Source organism: Paenibacillus sp. A3, assembly GCF_001399685.1.
Lineage (GTDB): Bacteria > Bacillota > Bacilli > Paenibacillales > NBRC-103111 > Paenibacillus_G.
This window is the reverse complement of sequence record NZ_JTHN01000047.1, coordinates 1-18,749: the sequence shown is the minus strand read 5'-3', so window position 1 is coordinate 18,749 and position 18,749 is coordinate 1. Positions and strand designations below refer to the sequence as shown.

Sequence of the window (18,749 nt, the reverse complement as noted above, 5' to 3'; positions counted from 1 at the left end):
GCGGTTATCGCTTGCGGCCTCTCTGATTTCCGTCCTGCAGCAACTGGTATACCTTGACGATGGAGGAGGCCACGTCGGACATCCGTTTGCGCTCGTTCATGGCTTGCTTGCGCAGGAATTCGTAGGCTTCCGCCTCCGAAATGCTTTTGATCTCGCACAAAATCCGCTTCGCTTGATCGATCCACTTCCGTTCTTCCAGCCGGGACAGAAGCTGCTCGCGTTCCTGCTGCCATTCCGTCCGCTGACAATATTGATTGAAGCCAAGCAGCAGCGCGCAGTGCATTTCCAAGGCGCTCATCCCGGGACCAAGCATGCCGTCGATGCCGGGAGGCAGCTTGCATTCGTAGCTGGGAAACGTTCGGCGGTCGCACCACCACAGCAGAGGAAGGCTGCGTACGGCGGCAATTTTTTGGCGCCACGGCTCGACTTGTTGGGGGACGACGGATAAGAGCACGGCATCGGCTTTGGCGGCCAGAAACTGAACTTCGTGGAAGGAAGAAGCCGTCTCAACGCGAAAGCCGAGATCTTGCAATATCGTTGCGGCTGTCGCTTCCAAGCCGGAAGGACCGGAGGGCGGGCCGGGTTCAGCGGACGATGGAGAGGAAGAGGGCTCCGGTTCAAAGCCGTCGATGAGTAAAAAGGAGCGTAACATAAAATACCCCCATCAAGGTTTTAATCCGACTTACAGCATTTTTATAACGGTGTATGTTATTTAATATAACATTAAATATAACACGAAATTATTTAATTTGTCGATATCGTTATTTTTATAGCTGTAACGCGAATTTTATGTCATGTTTATTGACAATTTGGATCGATGAAATTATAATAACTCCATAAAGCTTACCCGGTTCTTCTTGACACAACGGCGTGTCAATCCTTTCGGCAATGAGGCCTATCCCTGAACGAATGTACAGGGGTAGGCTTTTTATGTTTCGGCTACGATGACGCGGCTGCATGACAAAGAGGCCGATGAGCTGTTCCGTCTTCGTGCGTCCGGTTGGTCGTCTTTGTCACATAGCTTGAAGAGAAATACGGCACGAGGGAAAAGGAGAGGTCCACATGATCGAACGCAAAAGTTTTTGGCAGAGCGGGCACAAGGGATCGTTATTCAGTTCGTTTTTGTACTTCGATATGAGCTTTATGGTTTGGGTCTTGCTCGGACCGCTCGCCGTGATTATCGCGGGGGAATTCGAGCTGAATGCCGCGGAAAAAGCGAATTTGGTGGCATTGCCGACTCTGGGCGGGTCGGTCCTGCGGCTGGTGCTCGGCTATTTGACGGATAAGATCGGGCCGAAGCTGACCGGCCAGATCGGACTGGGGATCACGCTCGTCCCGTTATGGTGGGGCTGGCAGTTTGCCGACACGATCGGCGAGATGTATGCGATCGCGCTGCTGCTCGGCATTGCCGGAGCCAGCTTCGCGGCCGCCCTGCCGCTGGCGAGCAGATGGTACCCGCCGCAATATCAGGGGCTTGCAATGGGCATTGCCGGCGCGGGGAACAGCGGGACGATTTTCGCTACGCTCTTTGCGAACCGGATCGCCCAGTATTACGGGGATTGGCACGTCGTATTCGGGATCGCGATGATTCCGATCGCTTTGACGTTGATCGTTTTTTCGATCTTGGCGAAAGACAGCCCCAATCAGCCCGCGCCCAAAAAGCTGGCCGACTACGGAAAGGTGCTGAAGCAAAGGGATTCTTGGTTGTTTTGCCTATTGTACGGCGTGACCTTCGGCGGTTTCGTCGGCTTATCCACTTATCTGACGATCTTTTTCAATACGGAGTACGGGCTGTCTCCGGTGAAAGCCGCCGATTTTACCACCTTATGCGTCATCGGCGGGAGCTTCTTCCGTCCGGTCGGCGGCTGGCTGGCCGATAAAATCGGCGGGATCCGGATGCTGATGGGCCTATACGGAGTCGTCGCTCTGCTGATGGCGGGCATTTCCACTTTACCGCCGCTTGCGGTAACGACGGCGCTGCTCTTCACGGCCATGATGTGTCTGGGCATGGGCAACGGCTCGGTGTTCCAGCTCGTTCCCCAGCGCTTCCGCGAGGAGATCGGGATCGTTACCGGCATTGTCGGCGCGGCCGGAGGGCTTGGGGGATTTTTTCTGCCCAAAATTCTCGGCAATCTGAAGCTCGCCACCGGCTCTTTTGCATCCGGATTTTTGATCCTAAGCGTCATCGCGCTTTCGTGCGTCGTATTGGTGGCGGTGGTCCAAGGCCAATGGAAGCGCACCTGGATCGGCGAAGGCGGCAAAGTGACCGTGTCCCCCAGGGAAGGGATAGGGGGCGAAGTCCCTGTGCAGTAAGTCGTTGATGGATGTTGATAGAGAACGTATAAGGTTGTACCCATTCTCTTGATGAAAGGATGATTGGTCCATGTCGAACAAACAAAAGCTCGTGCTCGTCGGGAACGGAATGGCCGGGGTCAACGTGATTGAGCATCTGCTCAAGCTGGCGCCCGGCAACTATGAAATTACGATTTTTGGCAGCGAGCCTCATCCGAACTATAACCGGATTCTGCTGTCCTACGTGCTCGCGGGGGATTCCAGCGTAGAGGATATCGTCATTCATCCTTGGGACTGGTACAAAGCGAACGGGATCACGTTGTACACCGGGCATACCGTGACGGGCATCGATACGCAGGCGCGGACGGTCACGAGCGATCAAGGGGTTACGGTGGATTACGACAAGTTGATTCTGGCCACCGGCTCGAATCCGTTTATGCTGCCGCTGCCGGGCGCGGATAAGGAAGGCGTGATGGCTTGCCGCACGATCCGCGACTGCGAATTGATGATCGATGCGGCCCGAAAATACAAGAAAGCCGTCGTCATCGGCGGCGGGCTGCTTGGGCTGGAAGCGGCGAGAGGGTTTCTGAATCTCGGGATGAAGGTGGATGTCGTCCATCTCGGAGATACGCTGATGGAACGCCAGTTGGACCGTACGGCCTCCAAACTGCTGCAGGAGGCGCTGGAAGCGCAGGGGATGAACTTTTTGCTCGAAAAGCAGTCTGCCGAAATCCTTGGAGATCAGCGGGTCGCCGGACTCAAGTTCAAGGACGGCAGCGTGGCGGAAGCGGATCTTGTCGTCATGGCCGTCGGGATTCGCCCGAACGTCGAGCTGGCCAAATCGATCGGGCTCGAAGTCAATCCCGGCATCGTCGTGAACGATTACATGCAAACGAGCATGCCGGACATTTATGCGGTCGGCGAATGCGCGATGCACCGCGGGGTCGTGTATGGTCTTGTCGCTCCGCTCTATGAGCAAGGGGCGGTGCTTGCGAAATATCTAGCGGCGGTGGAGACGGCTCCATACGAAGGCTCGATCGTGTACACGAAGCTGAAGGTGTCCGGCGTGGACGTATTTTCGGGCGGTCAATTTCTGGAGAGCGAGGGCTGCAAGACGATCCGCGTGCACGACGAATATTCGGGCGTCTACAAAAAGGTCGTGATCCGCGACAACAAAATGATCGGCGCGGTGCTGTTCGGGGATACGTCGGACGGCACGCGGCTGATGCAGATGATCCGCGATGGCTCCGACATCAGCGGTATGGAGAAGGCATCTATCCTTCAGGATTCTGCCGGTTCGGGAGGCAGCGCCGGTTCCGGTGCCGCCGCGATGAGCGACGATACGATCGTCTGCGGCTGCAACGGCGTCAGCAAAGGCGCGATCTGCTCGGCGATCCGGGAGCAGGGGCTGACGTCGGTCGAGGAAGTGAAGAACTGCACCAGCGCATCCCGTTCCTGTGGGGGCTGCAAGCCACTGGTCGGCGATCTGCTGGCCTATACTTTGGGCGATTCCTACGACCGTCAGGCCGTTAAAGAAACGATGTGCGGCTGTACGGAGCATTCCCGGGAAGAGATTATAGCCGCCATTCGCGAGAAAGGACTGGGCTACGTCCGCGAGGTGATGAACGTGCTTGGCTGGAAAACGGAGGAAGGCTGCTCGAAGTGCCGCCCTGCGCTTAATTATTACTTGGGTATGGTGCACCCGACTGTTTACAAGGATGACCGCACCTCCCGGTTCGTGAACGAGCGGATGCACGCGAACATCCAGAAGGACGGTACGTATTCCGTCGTCCCCCGGATGTACGGCGGCGTGACGAGTCCGGCCGAGCTGAAGAGGATCGCCGAGGTGGCGGAGAAGTTCGACGTCCCGACGGTGAAGCTGACCGGCGGACAGCGGATCGATCTGCTGGGCGTGAAGAAAGAGGATTTGACCCGCATGTGGGAGGAACTGGATATGCCGTCCGGGTATGCCTACGGGAAGGCGCTCCGTACCGTCAAAACATGCGTCGGCGCGGAGTACTGCCGGTTCGGCACCGCCGATTCGATGGGCATGGGCATCCGGCTGGAGAAGCGCTTCGAGCGGCTGAACACGCCGGCCAAGGTCAAGATGGCCGTGTCCGGGTGCCCGCGAAACTGCGCGGAATCCGTTATTAAAGACCTGGGCGTCGTTGCCATCGACGGAGGCTGGGAGCTGTATGCGGGCGGCAACGGCGGCGTGAAGGTGCGGGCCGGCGATCTTTTGACCACGGTGAAGACGGAAGACGAAGTCGTGGAGTATGCGGAGGCGTACCTGCAATATTACCGCGAGAACGCCAACTACGGCGAACGGACCAGCGAATGGGTCAAGCGGATCGGCATCGAAAGCATCCGCAAGGTCGTCGAGAATGCGGAGGAGCGCAGGGCGCTCTGCGAGCGGATGGACATCACCCTGTCGGTCACGAAGGACCCTTGGAAAGAAGCGATCGAAAGCGAGAAAATTCAAAAAGACCTCTACGAAGTCGTTGAGCTGTAAGGAGGAGAAACGGATGAGCGTAACACAGGAAAGGGAAAGCATCGTTTGGGTTTGGGCGGCCTTGTACGAGGAGCTGCCGGTCAATACCGGAAAGACCGTCCGTTATCAGGGCGATGAAGTGGCGTTGTTCCGGCTCGGCAGCGGGAGCGTCAAAGCGATACGAAATCGTTGTCCGCACAAGGACGGAGTACTGGCGGAAGGGATCGTCTGCGGCGACCATGTGTTCTGCCCGATGCACGACCGCAGGATCGATCTTTCCTCCGGACTCGTTCAGGCGCCGGATACGGGATGCGTTCGCACCTATGCGACCAAAATACAGGATGGAGCCGTCTATATCGGGTTTCCAGCGTCGGTGGAAAAGGCCGGCTGATGTGATGTTCACGGGGGTGCGACGACGATGGCGAATGCGCTGGATTTGTTAAGTACGAAGGCAACGGCGAGCGGGAAAACAGCCGCAAAAACAAGTACGGCGGAAAGCCGGTCATCGCACTGCTGCTTTTGCAGTATGCAATGCCAGATGGTGCTGACTCCCAGCGATAACAATCCGGGTCTGGTCATTAAGCCGAGCCCGGATTTTCCGGTGGCAGCGGGCCGGCTATGCCAGAAAGGGCTGCACGCTTTGGAGCATGTGCTTCATCCGGAACGGATTACCGAGCCTTTGCGAAGGGTGGAACGGTTTGATTCTGACGCTTCGCGAGGCTCTGCGGCAGGCGGGCATCGACCGGAATCTTGGGATACTGCCTTGAAGGAGATTGCCGGGCAAATCCGTCATATCCAGGCGGAATACGGCAACGACGCAGTTGCCGTCTACGGCGGAGGCTCGCTGACCAACGAGGTCGGCTACTTGCTTGGCAAGTTTGCGCGGGTGGCGCTTAAAACCAAATACATCGATTATAACGGGCGGTACTGTATGTCCTCGGCGGCTGCTGCCGCCAATCAGGCTTTCGGTCTCGACCGGGGCATGACGATGCCGCTTCATGAAATTCCGCATGCGCGGTACATTATCCTAGCCGGCACGAATATTGCGGAATGCCAGCCGACCATGATGCCTTATCTGTTGGCGGCCAAGAAGAACGGCGCCACGATCGTCACCGTCGATCCGCGCAATACGATGACCTCCAAGGCGGCGGACATTCACGTGCGGCTGCAGCCGGGCTTCGACTCCGTATTCGTCAACGGCTTGCTTCATGTGATCGTGGCGGAAAAGCTGTACGCGGAATCGTTTGTCCGCGAGCGGACGCACGGCTTTGAGCAGTTGGCCGAAGCCGTTAAGGCCTATACGCCGGATTATGTCGAGCGGTTGACCGGCGTTCTCGAAGGCCTCGTTCGCACCATCGCCCGCGGATTTGCCAAGGCGGAAACGGGGATTGTGCTTACGGCGCGGGGACTGGAGCAGCAGGTCAACGGCGTGGAAAATACGCTCAATTACATCAATCTGGCCTTGATCACCGGCAAAATCGGCCGGCCCGGCTGCGGCTACGGCGCGGTGACCGGCCAAGCGAACGGACAGGGCGGCCGCGAGCACGGACAGAAGGCGGACCAGCTTCCCGGCTACCGACTGATCGAAGACCCGGCCGCCCGCGAGCGTGTGGCGAAGGTGTGGGGAATTGATCCGACCGAACTACCCGGCAAGGGCGTCTCCGCCTACGAGATGCTGCAAAAAATCGACGAAGGCGAAATCAAGGCGCTAATCGTGCTTGGCTCCAACCCGGTCGTATCGAGTCCCAACAATTCGATGGTCGAGCGTGCCTTACGGAAGCTGGAGCTGCTCGTCGTCATCGACCTGTTCGAGACTGAAACCGCCCGTTACGCCCATTGGCTGCTACCGGGGTCTTCGTTTCTGGAGGGAGAAGGTACCTTAACCAATTTGGAGGGCCGAGTGTTCCACCGGGGAAAGGTGCTGGAGCCGCCGGGGAACAGCAGGCTGGACTACGAAATCCTATGCGGCTTGGCGAAAGAGCTGGGGAGCGGGGCTTTTTTTCGCTATGGCGGCATTGAGGAAGTCTTTAATGAATTGGCGTTGGCAACAGCCGGGGGCAAGGCGGATTACAGCGGCATCACGTATGAACGGCTGAAGCGGGAGAAGGGCATATTTTGGCCTTGTCCGGCTCCTGAGCATCCGGGTACGCCTTATTTGTTTCAGGAACGCTTCCATCATCCCGACGGGAAAGCCAGACTGTTCGGCATCACGCCCAAAATGCCCGCGGAGCCGGCCGACCGCGACTATCCGTATGTGCTGACAACTGGGCGCGCAGCGAGCCATTACTTGAGCGGCGCGCAGACGAGGCGCACGGAGGGACTGAATAAAAAAGCGCCGGTGCCCGTGGCGGAAATCCACCCTTGGCTGGCGCAGAAAATCGGCTTGCGTGTGGAAGACCGCATCCGGATCACAAGCCGCCGGGGCTCGCTCGTGTTTCAAGTGAAGGTGACGGAAGGCATCCAGCCGCGCACCGTGTTTGTGCCTTTTCATTGGGGGGAGCAGCTGTCGGTCAACCGGCTGACCAACGACGCCCTGGACCCGACCAGCAGGATGCCGGAATTTAAGCTGTGCGCCGTGAAGGTGGAGCGTGTGCCGTAGTGTGTGGCGGGGGGGGAAGTTTTTTTTCGAGTGTCTTTTTAACCTTAATTTTGGATGGAATAATTATGTGTGCCGAGAGATCGGTCGGCCGATGGTGTCAGCTCTAAAGAGTTATATCAAAGGATTATATCTGGTGATGTAATAATTGCGATCACTTTCACGGAGAATTACTGTTTCATCGATGATGCTCCAGAGGGAGAATTCAAGATGATAGTTACGAAATTTTTAAGCTGAGTGGCAGACCGGATTGAAAATGTCATTGCTTTACACATTTAATTTCATAGAACATTGAGACGTTGACAAAACAGTCCTTCTCCCTAGGGGTGAACTGTTTTGTTCCAACATAAAAATACTTCCTTATTAATAACTAATGCGAAAATCGTAATTTAGAGTTGGATTGTAGTCAACCAAGTCAGGTCTAATTCGAAAATATATCTTATCACCCGGGTTCATGCCTATACCGAATGAATCAATGCCTCCGGGACCACTTTCGTTGGAGTGAATCTCGTATTCCTGTCCCGAAGGGGTAACAACGAACCCTCTAATATCATAGTTTAATCCGGCAGGGGATTGTACACTGGCCCAAATAAATTTGTAACTATCCGTTTCGTTAATCCAGTAGTACCAGTCCTCATCACTAGAGGAAAGGAGTGGTGCCGTGTAGTGCCAATCTGGATTTGCCCATCTTGCAAAGGGACGTGAGTCATCCCCCAATTGGGCAGAAGCGCTCTGTGTTCCAACAGCTAACAAGATAGCAGATGCAATCAGAGAAGAAAACAATTTACCTTTCATTTGAAAACCTCCTATTATTTTGTAATTTCTATTTGATTATAGTTTTTTTTAGAAGTCAGATCTATATTACTGAACTACCAATTTTCAATAAACATTATAGTAAATATTTACTATATTTTATATAAATTGATAAATATGATCGACATGAAACGCCAAGTTGTTTGGTGCGATTAACTATGAGACTGGACAAGTCCATCATCGGGGAGAAAAGAAGGCGGATTGGATATGTTTCTTATCCGATCTGTTAGAAGCTTATCCAGATGCAAATCGTCAATAAAGCTTTATACTTGACTCTTGCAAAAAACTTGCTGTAAAACAAAGTAACCATTTGTAGACTCATAAGAACCTTTGTCGAATTGCAAAAAACGAAAAGGACATCTGCCGAATTTGGAGAAGTTGTTGGTTACCACACCACAAATTCCTAAAAAGGAGATGTCTAGGTATATGGGATTTCCGTCCCTATTTTCGTGAGGAATATTGCACTGCTCACAAGCTAACGTTTAAAAGCAAGAACGATCTCGCTGTGGAACTCATCGAAGCTTATGAACCCTCAGAAACGAATTGGTGTCCACGCCGATGGATGGTTGTATCCTTTGCACGAATAAGAGCCTGGATCTTGTGACCATCCTGCGCTAATACGACGTGTGTTGGAGCATTGAAACCGGCGATTCAGCGCTTCTGGACCATCAATTGCTTGTCTACAACTTCTTGGAAACTCAACGTCATGAATGGTCAAGAGGTGTTGGAACAAGCTGACCCAGGCTATGTTGTCAGCCGCATTCGCAAGGATCATCCTGGTAGACAGTGGTCTACGTCTACCAGCAGGCTTTGGCACAAAGATCGCTTGCCGAAATTCTGGACGAATTGAAGCTCAGTACATAACGACTGTACACCCACTACGCTACCCGTCTGTCCTTTTTAGGCGTGAGGTAGTGAATTTGCAAGACTCAACTTATATAGATGTTCCGTATGAGGGGGAGATTACTAAAGCTCCTGGTCAGCGGTCCAAAAATTTGGATATCAATGAGTAGAACGATCATTGCGAATATGACGGTGCGCACTTCAAGCCGCTTATTAGCGCAAATTTGTAACTGCTTTGTAACCTATCTATAGTACAAACGAATGGACAGATCATGGACTATAGGGGTCGAGCATATGAGAAAGGATTCAATGGATTGGCTGGCAGCCAGAAGCGCCTTAACTCCCCAGCGAACAGCGGCAATAAACGCAGAGACAGGGGAATCGTGGAGCTACGCCCAAATGAACGAACGAGCCTGCCGTCTGGCGGGCTATTTGGAAGCGGCAGGCGTAGCGCCCGGGGATCGTGTCGCTGTGCTTGCGCAGAATGATCTTTGCTGCTGGGATGCGCTGTTTGCGTGCATCAAGCTGCGCGCCGTATTCGTGCCGCTGAACTGGCGTTTATCCGGCAGCGAATTAAACGCTATTGTAAGCGATTGCACACCGAAAGCTTTGCTGTACCATAGTGAACTGGAGCCGTTGGCTTGCGGCCTGTTTGCTCCAATCACGCTGCAAGCTGGCGGAGTGGAGTACGAGGGCATCATCAGCGCTGCAATTCCGCTGAGACATCTGGAAGCAGAATGCGGCGATGAAGCGGCAGAAAGCTGCATGATGATCTATTCCGGTGGAACGACCGGAAAACCCAAGGGTGTCGTGCTGTCGCACCAATCGGTGCTGTGGAACATGTTGAATACGATCGTGAGTTGGAATTTGACGGCAAGCGATGTTACTGTGACATCACTACCATTGTTCCACACGGGAGGAATTAATGCGCTTTGCCTGCCGGTTTTGTACGCCGGCGGCACCGTGGTGGTAAGCAAAGAATCCCGGGCGGAGCCGTTAATGGAACTGATTCAGCGCTATGCCTGTACGATCGTGCTGATGGTGCCGACGATGTACCGGATGATGATCGATTTGCCAGCGTTTGCGCATGCGCAATTTCCGCATGTGCACACGTTTCTCTCCGGGGGCGCGCCATGCCCGATTGCAATCTACGAAGCCTTCGAGAGCAAGGGTCTGACGTTCAAAGAAGGCTATGGCTTAACGGAGGCGGGGCCGAACAATTTTTATATGGACCCCCGCGCTGTCGTCCATAAGCGAAGATCGGTCGGGAAGCCGATGATGCTGGTGCAGGTGAAAATTGTTTCAGACAGCGGCTGCGAAGCGGCCATTGGAGACGTGGGCGAAATATGGCTGCGCGGCAAGCATGTGTTCCAATGCTATTGGAACCAGCCGGCGGCGACGCAATCCGCCTTTGTTGACGGCTGGCTGCGGACAGGCGATATGGGCCGGCGGGATCAGGATGGCTTCTACTACATCGTAGGCCGTAAAACAGACATGATCATCACAGGCGGAGAAAATGTACATCCCGTCGAGGTGGAGCAGATCATGCTGGAGCACCCCGCGGTTAAAGAAGCGGCAGTCGTCGGCCTTCCCGATCCCAAATGGGGGGAAGCGATCGCCGCGGCGGTTGCCTTGCACCCGGATCATGGGCTTACCGATGAGGAGTTGAGGAACTACTGCGTAGGCAAAATCGGAAAGTATAAGATTCCTAAAAGGTTTTTGTTTCTGCAGGAGCTGCCCAAAACCCATGTAGGCAAAGTGGATAAGAAACGGATCAGCCAAATGTACCAAGAAATGAACGGGTAGTATAGCGGAGATCTATACGGTTGTAAAAGGCGGTTGATTGAAGCGATGACTGCGGCAATTGTCCAAACGAAGCTGATACCTCCCCCGCTCAAAAAAACGGTACTGCTGCGGCCGACTCTTAGCAAAAAGCTAAAGCGCTGCGAGCAGCATCCGTTAACGCTTGTTTACGCTGGTGCGGGATACGGAAAAAGCACAGCGCTCTCTGCTTTTTTTCAAGTCGAAGCCACGGCTTGCTGTTGGTACAGCGTAGGCGCGGAAGACAGGCAGCTGGCCACGTTTGTCTTATATTTGATCCATGCCGTTCGGAAAAACTATCCGCATTTTGCGGACGATTGGATGAATAGGGTAAACGAACAGGCATGCGGTTGCGAATCGCAAGAGAGCGCCCGCTTGCTTTGCTCTTTGTTTGTTAACGAGCTTTTGGCGCTGTCTCAGGAAGTGTACCTTGTAATCGATGATTACCACCATGTGGCGCATCATTCGATAATTGATGATTGGATGCAAATGTTTATGCAGTACGCGCCGCATCACGTCCATGTCATACTGTCGAGCAGAATCCATCCGTCGTGGGATATGCTTGTGACGTTGAAGGTGAAAGGAAATCTGCTGGAAATCGGGGAGCATGACCTTGCATTCAGCATGGAAGAGATCGAAACCTTGTTTGCGGATGCTTATGAATTTTTGCTGCATGAGGGCGATATTCAGGAAATTTACCGGCAAACAGAAGGCTGGATTACGGCTGTCCATGCGATGTGGCAGCAGCTGTCTGCCGCCAGAAATACGTCTGCCGATGTGCATCGATTTCTGATGCTGGAAGTGTGGCGGCACCAGAATGACGAGGTTCGCGGGTTTGTGGAACAAACCTGCGTGCTGGAAACGTTTGCGCCTGCTCTTTGCGATGAATTGCTAGGCTTGCAGCCTCTTCATTCCCAGCACATGATCGAGCGAATCGAGCGCTTGGGCCTGTTTTTGCAGGCCTATGCCGATACCGGTTATCGCTATCATCCGATGTTCCGCGAGTTTGTCAGGCAGCAGCTTCAGGCAAAACCGCAGCAGTATGCGCTTGCTCATCAGCGTGCCGCCGATTACTTCGAGCACAAGCAAAAATGGCTTGAAATGATCGGTCATCTGTGCGCTCTGGAGCAGTACGAGAAAGTCGCACATGCGATTCATCAACATGGCCATAAGCTGCTTAGGCTCGGCCAGCTTGAACATTTGCTTGCGATCGTGGCCCGCCTTCCCAAGCCTTTGAAAGACCGCTACTACATGGTGTGGATGTATGAGGGGGACGTGCACCGGTACCGCTATTCGTATGACCGAGCCATTTTTTGTTACACGAAGGGCGAGCAGTTGGCTATGCAAGCGGGCTATTCCTCGGCCTCCAATCTGGCTCTTGAGCGGAAAGCTAATATTTTCCTCGATACGATCGAGCCGGGGAAGGCGGAACAGCTTTTGCAGCAGGCGCTTGTCGTGATGGAAGCTGACGGAGTGACAGAGCAAGGAAGCGTTCGTCTGTACAGCTTAATCTGCGAAAATCTCGTCAATGCCGGACGATTAAAGGAAGCGGAAGTGTGGTACCGAAGATGCATGGCGCTGCAAGCCGATTTTCAGGATCATGTGCTGGAGGCGCGGCTTCATTTGCGTTCCGGCCGTCTGCAGGAGGCGCGTCAGGCGCTGGAGCGGAAATTGCGCTGCGAAGGTGCGGCAGCAGACGGGCACTTGCCCAAATCGCACCGTGAAACGTCGGTTTTATTGTCTTTTATCGAAGCTTTGGCCGGCAACTCGGAAAGCTCCAAGAAATGGGCGGAGCGCGGCATCATGCAGGGGGTATCCGGCAAAGCTCCTTACATGGAGGCTTGCGGATGGATGCGCATGGGAAATGCTGCGCTGCTCCTGCCCCGTTATGAGCTGGGGCTGCCTCTTTCTTGCTATCGCACAGCGATTGAGATGATGGAAGGGCTTCAAGTTTCCAGAGGAAAAGCGGAGCCTTGGATGGGGCTATGCTTGCTGTACGGTCGTGAAGGAGCGACAGAGCTTGCTATGGAGTACGGGGCGCAGGCGCTGTTGGAAACGGAAAAAGCCCACGATCTCTGGTTATCCGCGTGGATTCGGCTCGGCATGGGCATTGCCGCCGTCTGCGGCAGCAGGTGGGAAGATGCAGCGGAAAGGCTTGCCCTTTGCGAATCGGACTTTCAGGCATGCGGCGACGGGTACGGAATAACCGTTGCGATGCTGTGGCAATGTTTGCTTGCGCACCATACGAAGAGGGAGTATTTGCGGGATCGCTGCGCTTCGCGTTTTCTAAAGCTGATGAAAGAAGGCGGGTACGAGTTTTTACTGCACAAGCGTACGCTATTCGGGCCTCGCGATCTTAGGCAGCTTGTTCCGATCCTGCTGGAAGCGCACAAAAAGAAGCTGGACATCAGCTACACCTCCGTGCTGTTGTCCGATCTGGGAATCGAACAGCTGACATACCATCCTGGCTATACGCTGCGGATTCAGACATTAGGCGGCTTTAAAGTGCTGCTTGGGGAAAAAGAAGTGACGGAAAAAGATTGGCAGCGCGGCAAAGCGAAAGAGCTTTTTCAACTTTTTGTCACAAGAAGAAAGCACATGCTGCCCAAAGAGGAAGTGATGGCGCTGCTCTGGGGCGATCTGGACGATAAGGCGGCATATCGCGATTTTAAAGTGGCGCTTAATGCGCTCAACACGGCATTGGAGCCTGAGCGGCAGGCGAGAGCCGCCCCCTTTTTCGTGGAGCGCAGCGGCACCTTGTACGGGCTGAGCCTTGCCTCCGGCTTCGAGCTTGATGCCGCCGCCTTTGAGGATGGAATCAGGCGCGGTCTGGATGCGAAGGATCGTCAGAAAGCCGTAGACATGCTGCAAAAAGCATTAAGCGTATATGCAGGAGAGTATATACCCGAGAGAAGATACGAAGACTGGTGCGCGCAGGAGCGGGAACGGTTGAAAGTGCTGTTCTTGAGAGGGGCGCAGCGATTGGCGGAGCTTCATGCGGCCCAGGGTGACTTCGATAAGGCCATTTGCTGGTGCGAGCGGATTATCGAGAAAGATCCGTGCTGGGAAGAAGCGTATCGCTTGGGGATGAAGTGCCACTATAGCAACAATAACCGCCACCAAGCGCTTAAATGGTATGCCCGATGCAGCAAGGCGCTGGAGTCGGAGCTTGGGGTGGAGCCGATGCCGGTGACAAATCAGCTGTATGCCAAAATGACACAACAGAAGTGGAGCGAAGCAAGATGACGAGTGCAGTACCCATAGGTATCGTAAGTACGGGCATGTACATCCCGGAGACGTTCCAGACAAGCAAGGAAATTAGCGAGCTGTCCGGTGTGCCGCAGGACGTGGTCGAGAATAAGTTCGGCATTCTCAGTAAGCCCGTGCCGGGAGCCGATGACCACAGCTGCGAGATGGGAATTCGTGCGGCAAGGCTGGCCATTGCCAAAGCTCAGCTTGATCCGGCAGACATCGATCTGGTCATCTACATCGGCGAAGAACACAAGGAGTATCCGGTTTGGACAGCGGCCATGAAGCTTCAGCAGGAGGTAGGGGCGATCCGCGCTTGGGCGTTTGACGTCGGTATGCGCTGCAGCACGACGGTGATGGCTTTAAAGGTGGCGCAGAGCATGATGATCGCCGATCGTTCGATTCGCACCGTGCTCATGGCGGGCGGTTACCGCAATGGCGATTTGATTGACTACGGCAATCGGCATACGTCATTTATGTTCAACCTCGGAGCAGGCGGAGGGGCGATCCTGCTGCAGCGCGAATATGGGCGCAATCGTGTGCTGGCAAGCCATTTGATCACGGACGGCTCATTTAGCGAAGATGTGATCGTACCGGCCGGCGGCACGAAACATCCGCTTACGCCCGAAGCAATAAAGCAGCGAAAGCATTTTTTCCACGTTCCGAATCCGCAGCGGATGAAAGAGCGCCTTGAAGAAAAGTCCATGGGCTACTTTTTGGAGGCGGTCCGGCAATCGCTTGCGAAGAGCGGGTATACCGAAAAGGACATCGCCTATGCGGCGATGCTGCACATGAAGAAATCCGCTCATGATTACGTACTTCGCCAGTTGGGATTATCCGATGACCAGTCCATTTACTTGAACGAATTCGGCCATATCGGACAGTTCGATCAAATTTTGTCTTTAGAGCTGGCCGCAAGCAGCGGAAAGCTAAAAGATGGGGATGTGGTTGTTCTGATTAGCGCCGGCATCGGCTATGCATGGGGAGCGACGACCATCCGATGGGGGGAAGCCGACGATGGAAATTGAGTTCAAGTCGATACAGCTCTCGAATGGCGAAACGATGGCCTACCGCTTGCGCAGAGGCACCGGAACGGCGACCGGCCGGACGCTGCTGCTCGTCCACGGCAATATGACTTCATCCGTGCATTGGGATCTGTTTATGGAAAGCTTCGACCCGTCTCATACGCTGATTGCTGTTGATTTACGAGGCTTTGGTGCTTCTACGTATCATGTACCGGTCCGCAGCATAGCTGATTTTTCGGATGATCTTCGGCTGTTTGCGGACGGGCTGAACCTCGCTTCATTCACGTTGATGGGCTGGTCGATGGGCGGCGGAGTCGCCATGCAATTCGCAGCTTCGCATCCGCAGTACGTCGAGACCTTAATTTTGCTGGCGTCCATGTCAACAAGAGGCTATCCGTGCTACGCAGAGGAGAGGGATGAACAGTCTGGACAAGTACAGGCGAGAAGGCTTCGCACCCGAGCGGAAATTGCCGAAATGGACAAAACGAAGCTGGTGCAGCGAGCCTATGATCATCGGGACAAAGCATTTTTGCGCAATTTGTGGAATCGTCAAGTTTATGTCATCCAGGAGCCGGATGAAGCCCGGTACGAGACGTATCTGAACGACATGCTGACGCAAAAAAATTTGCTGGATGTCTACGATGCCATGAATCGCTTCAATATGAGCGCCAAGGATCATGAAGCATGGGGCGGCAGCGGCGATGCGGCACGCCTTTCAATGCCAACGCTCGTTGTATGGGGGAACCAAGATAAAGTTGTCACTCGTCAGATGACGGAGGAAATGGTAGAGGATTTGGGCGAGCATGTGGTTTACAGGGAGTTGGATCATACAGGCCATTCGCCTGTGGTGGACAATCTGGCGCTGCTCTGCCAGGTTGTAGCCGAATTTATGGAACGGAGGAGACAAGCATGAGACTGCAAGGGAAAACAACGCTTATTACGGGAGGAGCCGCTGGCATCGGGCGAGAGACAGCGGCGCTTTTTACGCAGGAAGGAGCGCGCGTCATTATTGCCGACTACAACAAACAACAGGGGGAGGAAGCGATTCAGGCCTTGCTGCAAAAGGGGGCGGATGCGCATTTTATCGAAGTGGACGTATCCGACAGCGGCAGTGTCACCAAAATGGCGGCAGAAGTGCTGGCGCGATACGGTGCGATCGATGTCTTGATCAATAACGCGGGAATTACGCAGGATCGTACGCTGGCCAAAATGACCGAAGAGGAGTGGCACCGGGTCATTCAAGTGAATTTGAACGGCGTTTTCTATTGCACCAAGGCGCTAATCCATTCGATGATCGAACGCGGAAGCGGGAAAATTATCAGTACGGCATCGATTGTAGGCGTGCATGGCAACATCGGGCAAACCAATTATGCCGCGACCAAAGCGGGAATTATAGGTATGACGAAAACGTGGGCGAAGGAGCTTGGTCCGAAAGGTATTCAGGCCAATGCGGTTGCGCCGGGCTTTATTGAGACGGGGATGGTGGCAAAGATGCCGGAGAAAGTGGTTCAGCAGATGCTGGAGAAAATTCCACTCCGCCGCCTTGGGCGGCCGATGGATGTCGCGAATGCGTACTTATTTCTTGCTTCCTCCGAATCGGATTACGTCAATGGTACAGTACTGGAAGTAAACGGAGGTTTAGTCATCTAAGCAGCCCAAACAAGCGCTCGCCGTCTTCTGCAACTGAAATGCAACCGCTTCCAATTATGATGAAACCATGCGTTTAGGGACGCATAAAAACACGGTGCGGCTGTGACTTTTGGATATGCGTGAACAGTCGCCATGAAGGGAGATTGGATACATGTACAAAAGATGGTTGCCATCGGTAACAACGGCGCTGTTGATCGTCTGCGCGCTGCTCGTGCCTAATGCTGGAGTGAGCGGAGCAGAGACAGCAGGGGGGACGGGAGCTGCGGAAGTTGCAGGAGGAACGGCAGGGGCAGCAGCATCCAATTTGGTGCTGGAGCAGACGTTTACAACGGTTAGCAATGGATGGAGCAAGGTGGAGCGTTGGAAGGACAACAATCCAATGTTCGCTGCCGAGGACTACCCCCAAGATGGGCGAGGCGATCAGGACGGACAACGCCTTACGTTTTTCGGAGGGGTGAAAAAACCGCATTCCAGCCGTTTCTTGCTTTACTACGCTCCGAAGTACGACAGCAATCCGGTAAAAACGCCGGTTCTGCTCGTGCACGGCGCTAACGATAACGCGGATCGCGCTTGGGCGAATCCGAATGAGCTTGGCTCCTACGGCTGCGGCGCAATTTCGTGCCCCGGCACTGGCATGATGCAGGACTTGGTCGGCAAAGGCTACAAAGTGTTCGCGATTAATTTTCCGCATAAGCAAGGGGACAACTATTACAGCGCCGAACAAATTCACGATGCGATTACGATTATCCAAAACGTAACAGGCGAAAGCAAAGTCGATGTTATCGGATGGAGCAAAGGCGCTTTCGCTTCGCGGATGTATGCTTCCTCTGTCAAAAAAGCGGGGGGCACGAGCTACAGCCAAGATATTCGCAAGCTGGTCCTGGTCGGCAATCCGAACAAAGGATTTGATTACATCTTCCGCCACGGCTGGTCGCATAATCTTAGCATTTTCCCTGAATGCGGCGGTGTTGTCAATGCGCCTTCTCCACACACGCAAATGGTATGCTGGGGGATATCGAGGAACCATCCCGAGCTGTCGATTTACAATACAGCGTCAGGCAATTTTTTCCCGGGGCAAAAGCAAATGCTTGGCAAATGGGTAGACGAATATCCGCTTCCTGCGCTTGAGCAGGATTGGTATACGACTTACTACGGCGGTCAGGGATTCTTTACGAATAGCAACGGGATCGACGCTGCGATTCAGCAGGGATCGTTGGTTGAACCCATTTTGAATGCGGGCATTCCGGCCAGTATTCAGACCTATTTGCTGTCGGGAGATAAAAATGACATTCCGGCGATTCACAGCGAACATACGGGCCCGAGCGATGGCGTCGTCTTCATTGCAAGCGCGGCAGCGGTGCAAGGAATCGGCAATGTCGCCGGCAACGTAACGGTGCAGCATAATCATTTGCAGCTTGGCTGGGCGGCTGCTTCGGTGAAACAGATTGATCAGTGGCTCAAACAAAACTAACGATCCATGGGAGGTATCTGCATGACCCTAACGACTTTACAGCCTGAATCGATCCAAACCGACCGCTTGCATGTTTCCTATTTATCTGCGGGCAGCGCTGAAAATCCGCCGCTTCTTCTTATTCATGGCAACGTTTCTGCGAATTTATTCTGGGACGACACCCTTCGCGCATTGTCTGAGGACTACTGGGTACTTGCTCCGGATTTGCGCGGATACGGTCAAACGGAAGCGCTCCCTATCGATGCAACGCGGGGGCTGCGCGATTGGTCCGACGATTTGAAGTCGTTTTTGGATGCTCTCGGCATGAGTCAACCTGTACATGTACTGGGCTGGTCGCTGGGAGCAGGAATTGCCATGCAGCTTGCCATCGATCAACCTGCGGCTGTTCGTTCGCTCGTTTTGATGTCCCCGCTTTCGCCATACGGCTTTGGCGGCACCAAGGACGATTATGGAACGCCTTGTTACGACAATTACGCCGGTTCGGGAGGAGGAACGGCA

General features: G+C 54.1%; 13 protein-coding genes. 11 read left to right on the top strand and 2 right to left on the bottom strand.

Translation table 11 applies throughout. From position 1 onward, the window contains the following. Nucleotides 1–4: 4 nt before the first annotated feature. Nucleotides 5–652 (bottom strand): ANTAR domain-containing response regulator, encoded by a 648-nt coding sequence (locus tag QJ48_RS07040; protein ID WP_054972928.1) that lies wholly within the window; start codon nt 650–652, stop codon nt 5–7. 413 nt (nt 653–1,065) lie between these two features. On the opposite strand from QJ48_RS07040, the gene QJ48_RS07035 reads away from it, so the two are divergent. The 4 genes from QJ48_RS07035 to QJ48_RS07020 all read left to right on the top strand — a co-directional run bounded on the left by QJ48_RS07035 (nt 1,066) and on the right by QJ48_RS07020 (nt 7,382). Continuing rightward, nucleotides 1,066–2,313, top strand: coding sequence for a NarK/NasA family nitrate transporter (locus tag QJ48_RS07035; RefSeq protein ID WP_054972980.1), 1,248 nt, complete (start codon nt 1,066–1,068; stop codon nt 2,311–2,313). A 70-nt stretch (nt 2,314–2,383) separates the two neighbouring features. Continuing rightward, a complete protein-coding gene (gene nirB, locus QJ48_RS07030; RefSeq protein ID WP_054972927.1) occupies nt 2,384–4,804 on the top strand; it encodes a nitrite reductase large subunit NirB in 2,421 nt (806 codons plus the stop codon). A 13-nt stretch (nt 4,805–4,817) separates the two neighbouring features. Further along, the gene (nirD, locus tag QJ48_RS07025; RefSeq protein ID WP_054972926.1) at nt 4,818–5,174 is read left to right on the top strand and encodes a nitrite reductase small subunit NirD; all 357 of its coding nucleotides are present in this window, start codon (nt 4,818–4,820) and stop codon (nt 5,172–5,174) included. 27 nt (nt 5,175–5,201) lie between these two features. Beyond that, nucleotides 5,202–7,382: a molybdopterin oxidoreductase family protein gene (locus QJ48_RS07020; RefSeq protein WP_054972925.1), complete on the top strand. Its 2,181-nt coding sequence runs from the start codon at nt 5,202–5,204 to the stop codon at nt 7,380–7,382. 360 nt (nt 7,383–7,742) lie between these two features. On the opposite strand, the gene QJ48_RS07015 is transcribed toward QJ48_RS07020, so the two are convergent. Further along, a complete protein-coding gene (locus tag QJ48_RS07015) occupies nt 7,743–8,174 on the bottom strand; it encodes a hypothetical protein (RefSeq protein WP_054972924.1) in 432 nt (143 codons plus the stop codon). Between the two features lie 1,155 nt (nt 8,175–9,329). On the opposite strand from QJ48_RS07015, the gene QJ48_RS07010 reads away from it, so the two are divergent. The 7 genes from QJ48_RS07010 to QJ48_RS06980 all read left to right on the top strand — a co-directional run. Then, entirely contained in the window at nt 9,330–10,841 is a 1,512-nt protein-coding gene (locus QJ48_RS07010) for a class I adenylate-forming enzyme family protein (protein WP_054972923.1), read from the top strand. 45 nt (nt 10,842–10,886) lie between these two features. Further along, on the top strand, nt 10,887–14,102 hold the full coding sequence (locus QJ48_RS07005) for a BTAD domain-containing putative transcriptional regulator (protein WP_054972922.1): 3,216 nt from the start codon (nt 10,887–10,889) through the stop codon (nt 14,100–14,102). After that, nucleotides 14,099–15,133, top strand: coding sequence for a 3-oxoacyl-ACP synthase (locus tag QJ48_RS07000; protein WP_054972921.1), 1,035 nt, complete (start codon nt 14,099–14,101; stop codon nt 15,131–15,133). The genes QJ48_RS07005 and QJ48_RS07000 overlap by 4 nt, the downstream gene beginning before the upstream one ends. Next, on the top strand, nt 15,123–16,043 hold the full coding sequence (locus QJ48_RS06995; RefSeq protein WP_054972920.1) for an alpha/beta fold hydrolase: 921 nt from the start codon (nt 15,123–15,125) through the stop codon (nt 16,041–16,043). Before QJ48_RS07000 ends, QJ48_RS06995 begins: the two co-directional genes overlap by 11 nt. Further along, nucleotides 16,040–16,780 (top strand): 3-oxoacyl-ACP reductase FabG, encoded by a 741-nt coding sequence (gene fabG / locus QJ48_RS06990; protein ID WP_054972919.1) that lies wholly within the window; start codon nt 16,040–16,042, stop codon nt 16,778–16,780. The genes QJ48_RS06995 and fabG overlap by 4 nt, the downstream gene beginning before the upstream one ends. A gap of 151 nt (nt 16,781–16,931) precedes the next feature. Next, nucleotides 16,932–18,251: a triacylglycerol lipase gene (locus QJ48_RS06985; RefSeq protein WP_082420381.1), complete on the top strand. Its 1,320-nt coding sequence runs from the start codon at nt 16,932–16,934 to the stop codon at nt 18,249–18,251. 21 nt (nt 18,252–18,272) lie between these two features. After that, nucleotides 18,273–18,749, top strand: a 477-nt coding sequence (locus QJ48_RS06980; RefSeq protein ID WP_157261549.1) for an alpha/beta fold hydrolase, incomplete at its 3' end; no start/stop codon positions are given.

Excerpts from the sequence above, each read along its gene's own strand:
- QJ48_RS07040 (WP_054972928.1), bottom strand. The coding sequence starts at position 652 with ATGTTACGCTCCTTTTTACTCATCGACGGCTTTGAACCGGAGCCCTCT.
- nirD (WP_054972926.1), top strand. The coding sequence starts at position 4,818 with ATGAGCGTAACACAGGAAAGGGAAAGCATCGTTTGGGTTTGGGCGGCC.
- QJ48_RS06985 (WP_082420381.1), top strand. The coding sequence starts at position 16,932 with ATGTACAAAAGATGGTTGCCATCGGTAACAACGGCGCTGTTGATCGTC.
- QJ48_RS06995 (WP_054972920.1), top strand. The coding sequence starts at position 15,123 with ATGGAAATTGAGTTCAAGTCGATACAGCTCTCGAATGGCGAAACGATG.
- QJ48_RS07010 (WP_054972923.1), top strand. The coding sequence starts at position 9,330 with ATGAGAAAGGATTCAATGGATTGGCTGGCAGCCAGAAGCGCCTTAACT.
- QJ48_RS07000 (WP_054972921.1), top strand. The coding sequence starts at position 14,099 with ATGACGAGTGCAGTACCCATAGGTATCGTAAGTACGGGCATGTACATC.
- nirB (WP_054972927.1), top strand. The coding sequence starts at position 2,384 with ATGTCGAACAAACAAAAGCTCGTGCTCGTCGGGAACGGAATGGCCGGG.
- QJ48_RS07020 (WP_054972925.1), top strand. The coding sequence starts at position 5,202 with ATGGCGAATGCGCTGGATTTGTTAAGTACGAAGGCAACGGCGAGCGGG.
- QJ48_RS07005 (WP_054972922.1), top strand. The coding sequence starts at position 10,887 with ATGACTGCGGCAATTGTCCAAACGAAGCTGATACCTCCCCCGCTCAAA.
- QJ48_RS07015 (WP_054972924.1), bottom strand. The coding sequence starts at position 8,174 with ATGAAAGGTAAATTGTTTTCTTCTCTGATTGCATCTGCTATCTTGTTA.
- fabG (WP_054972919.1), top strand. The coding sequence starts at position 16,040 with ATGAGACTGCAAGGGAAAACAACGCTTATTACGGGAGGAGCCGCTGGC.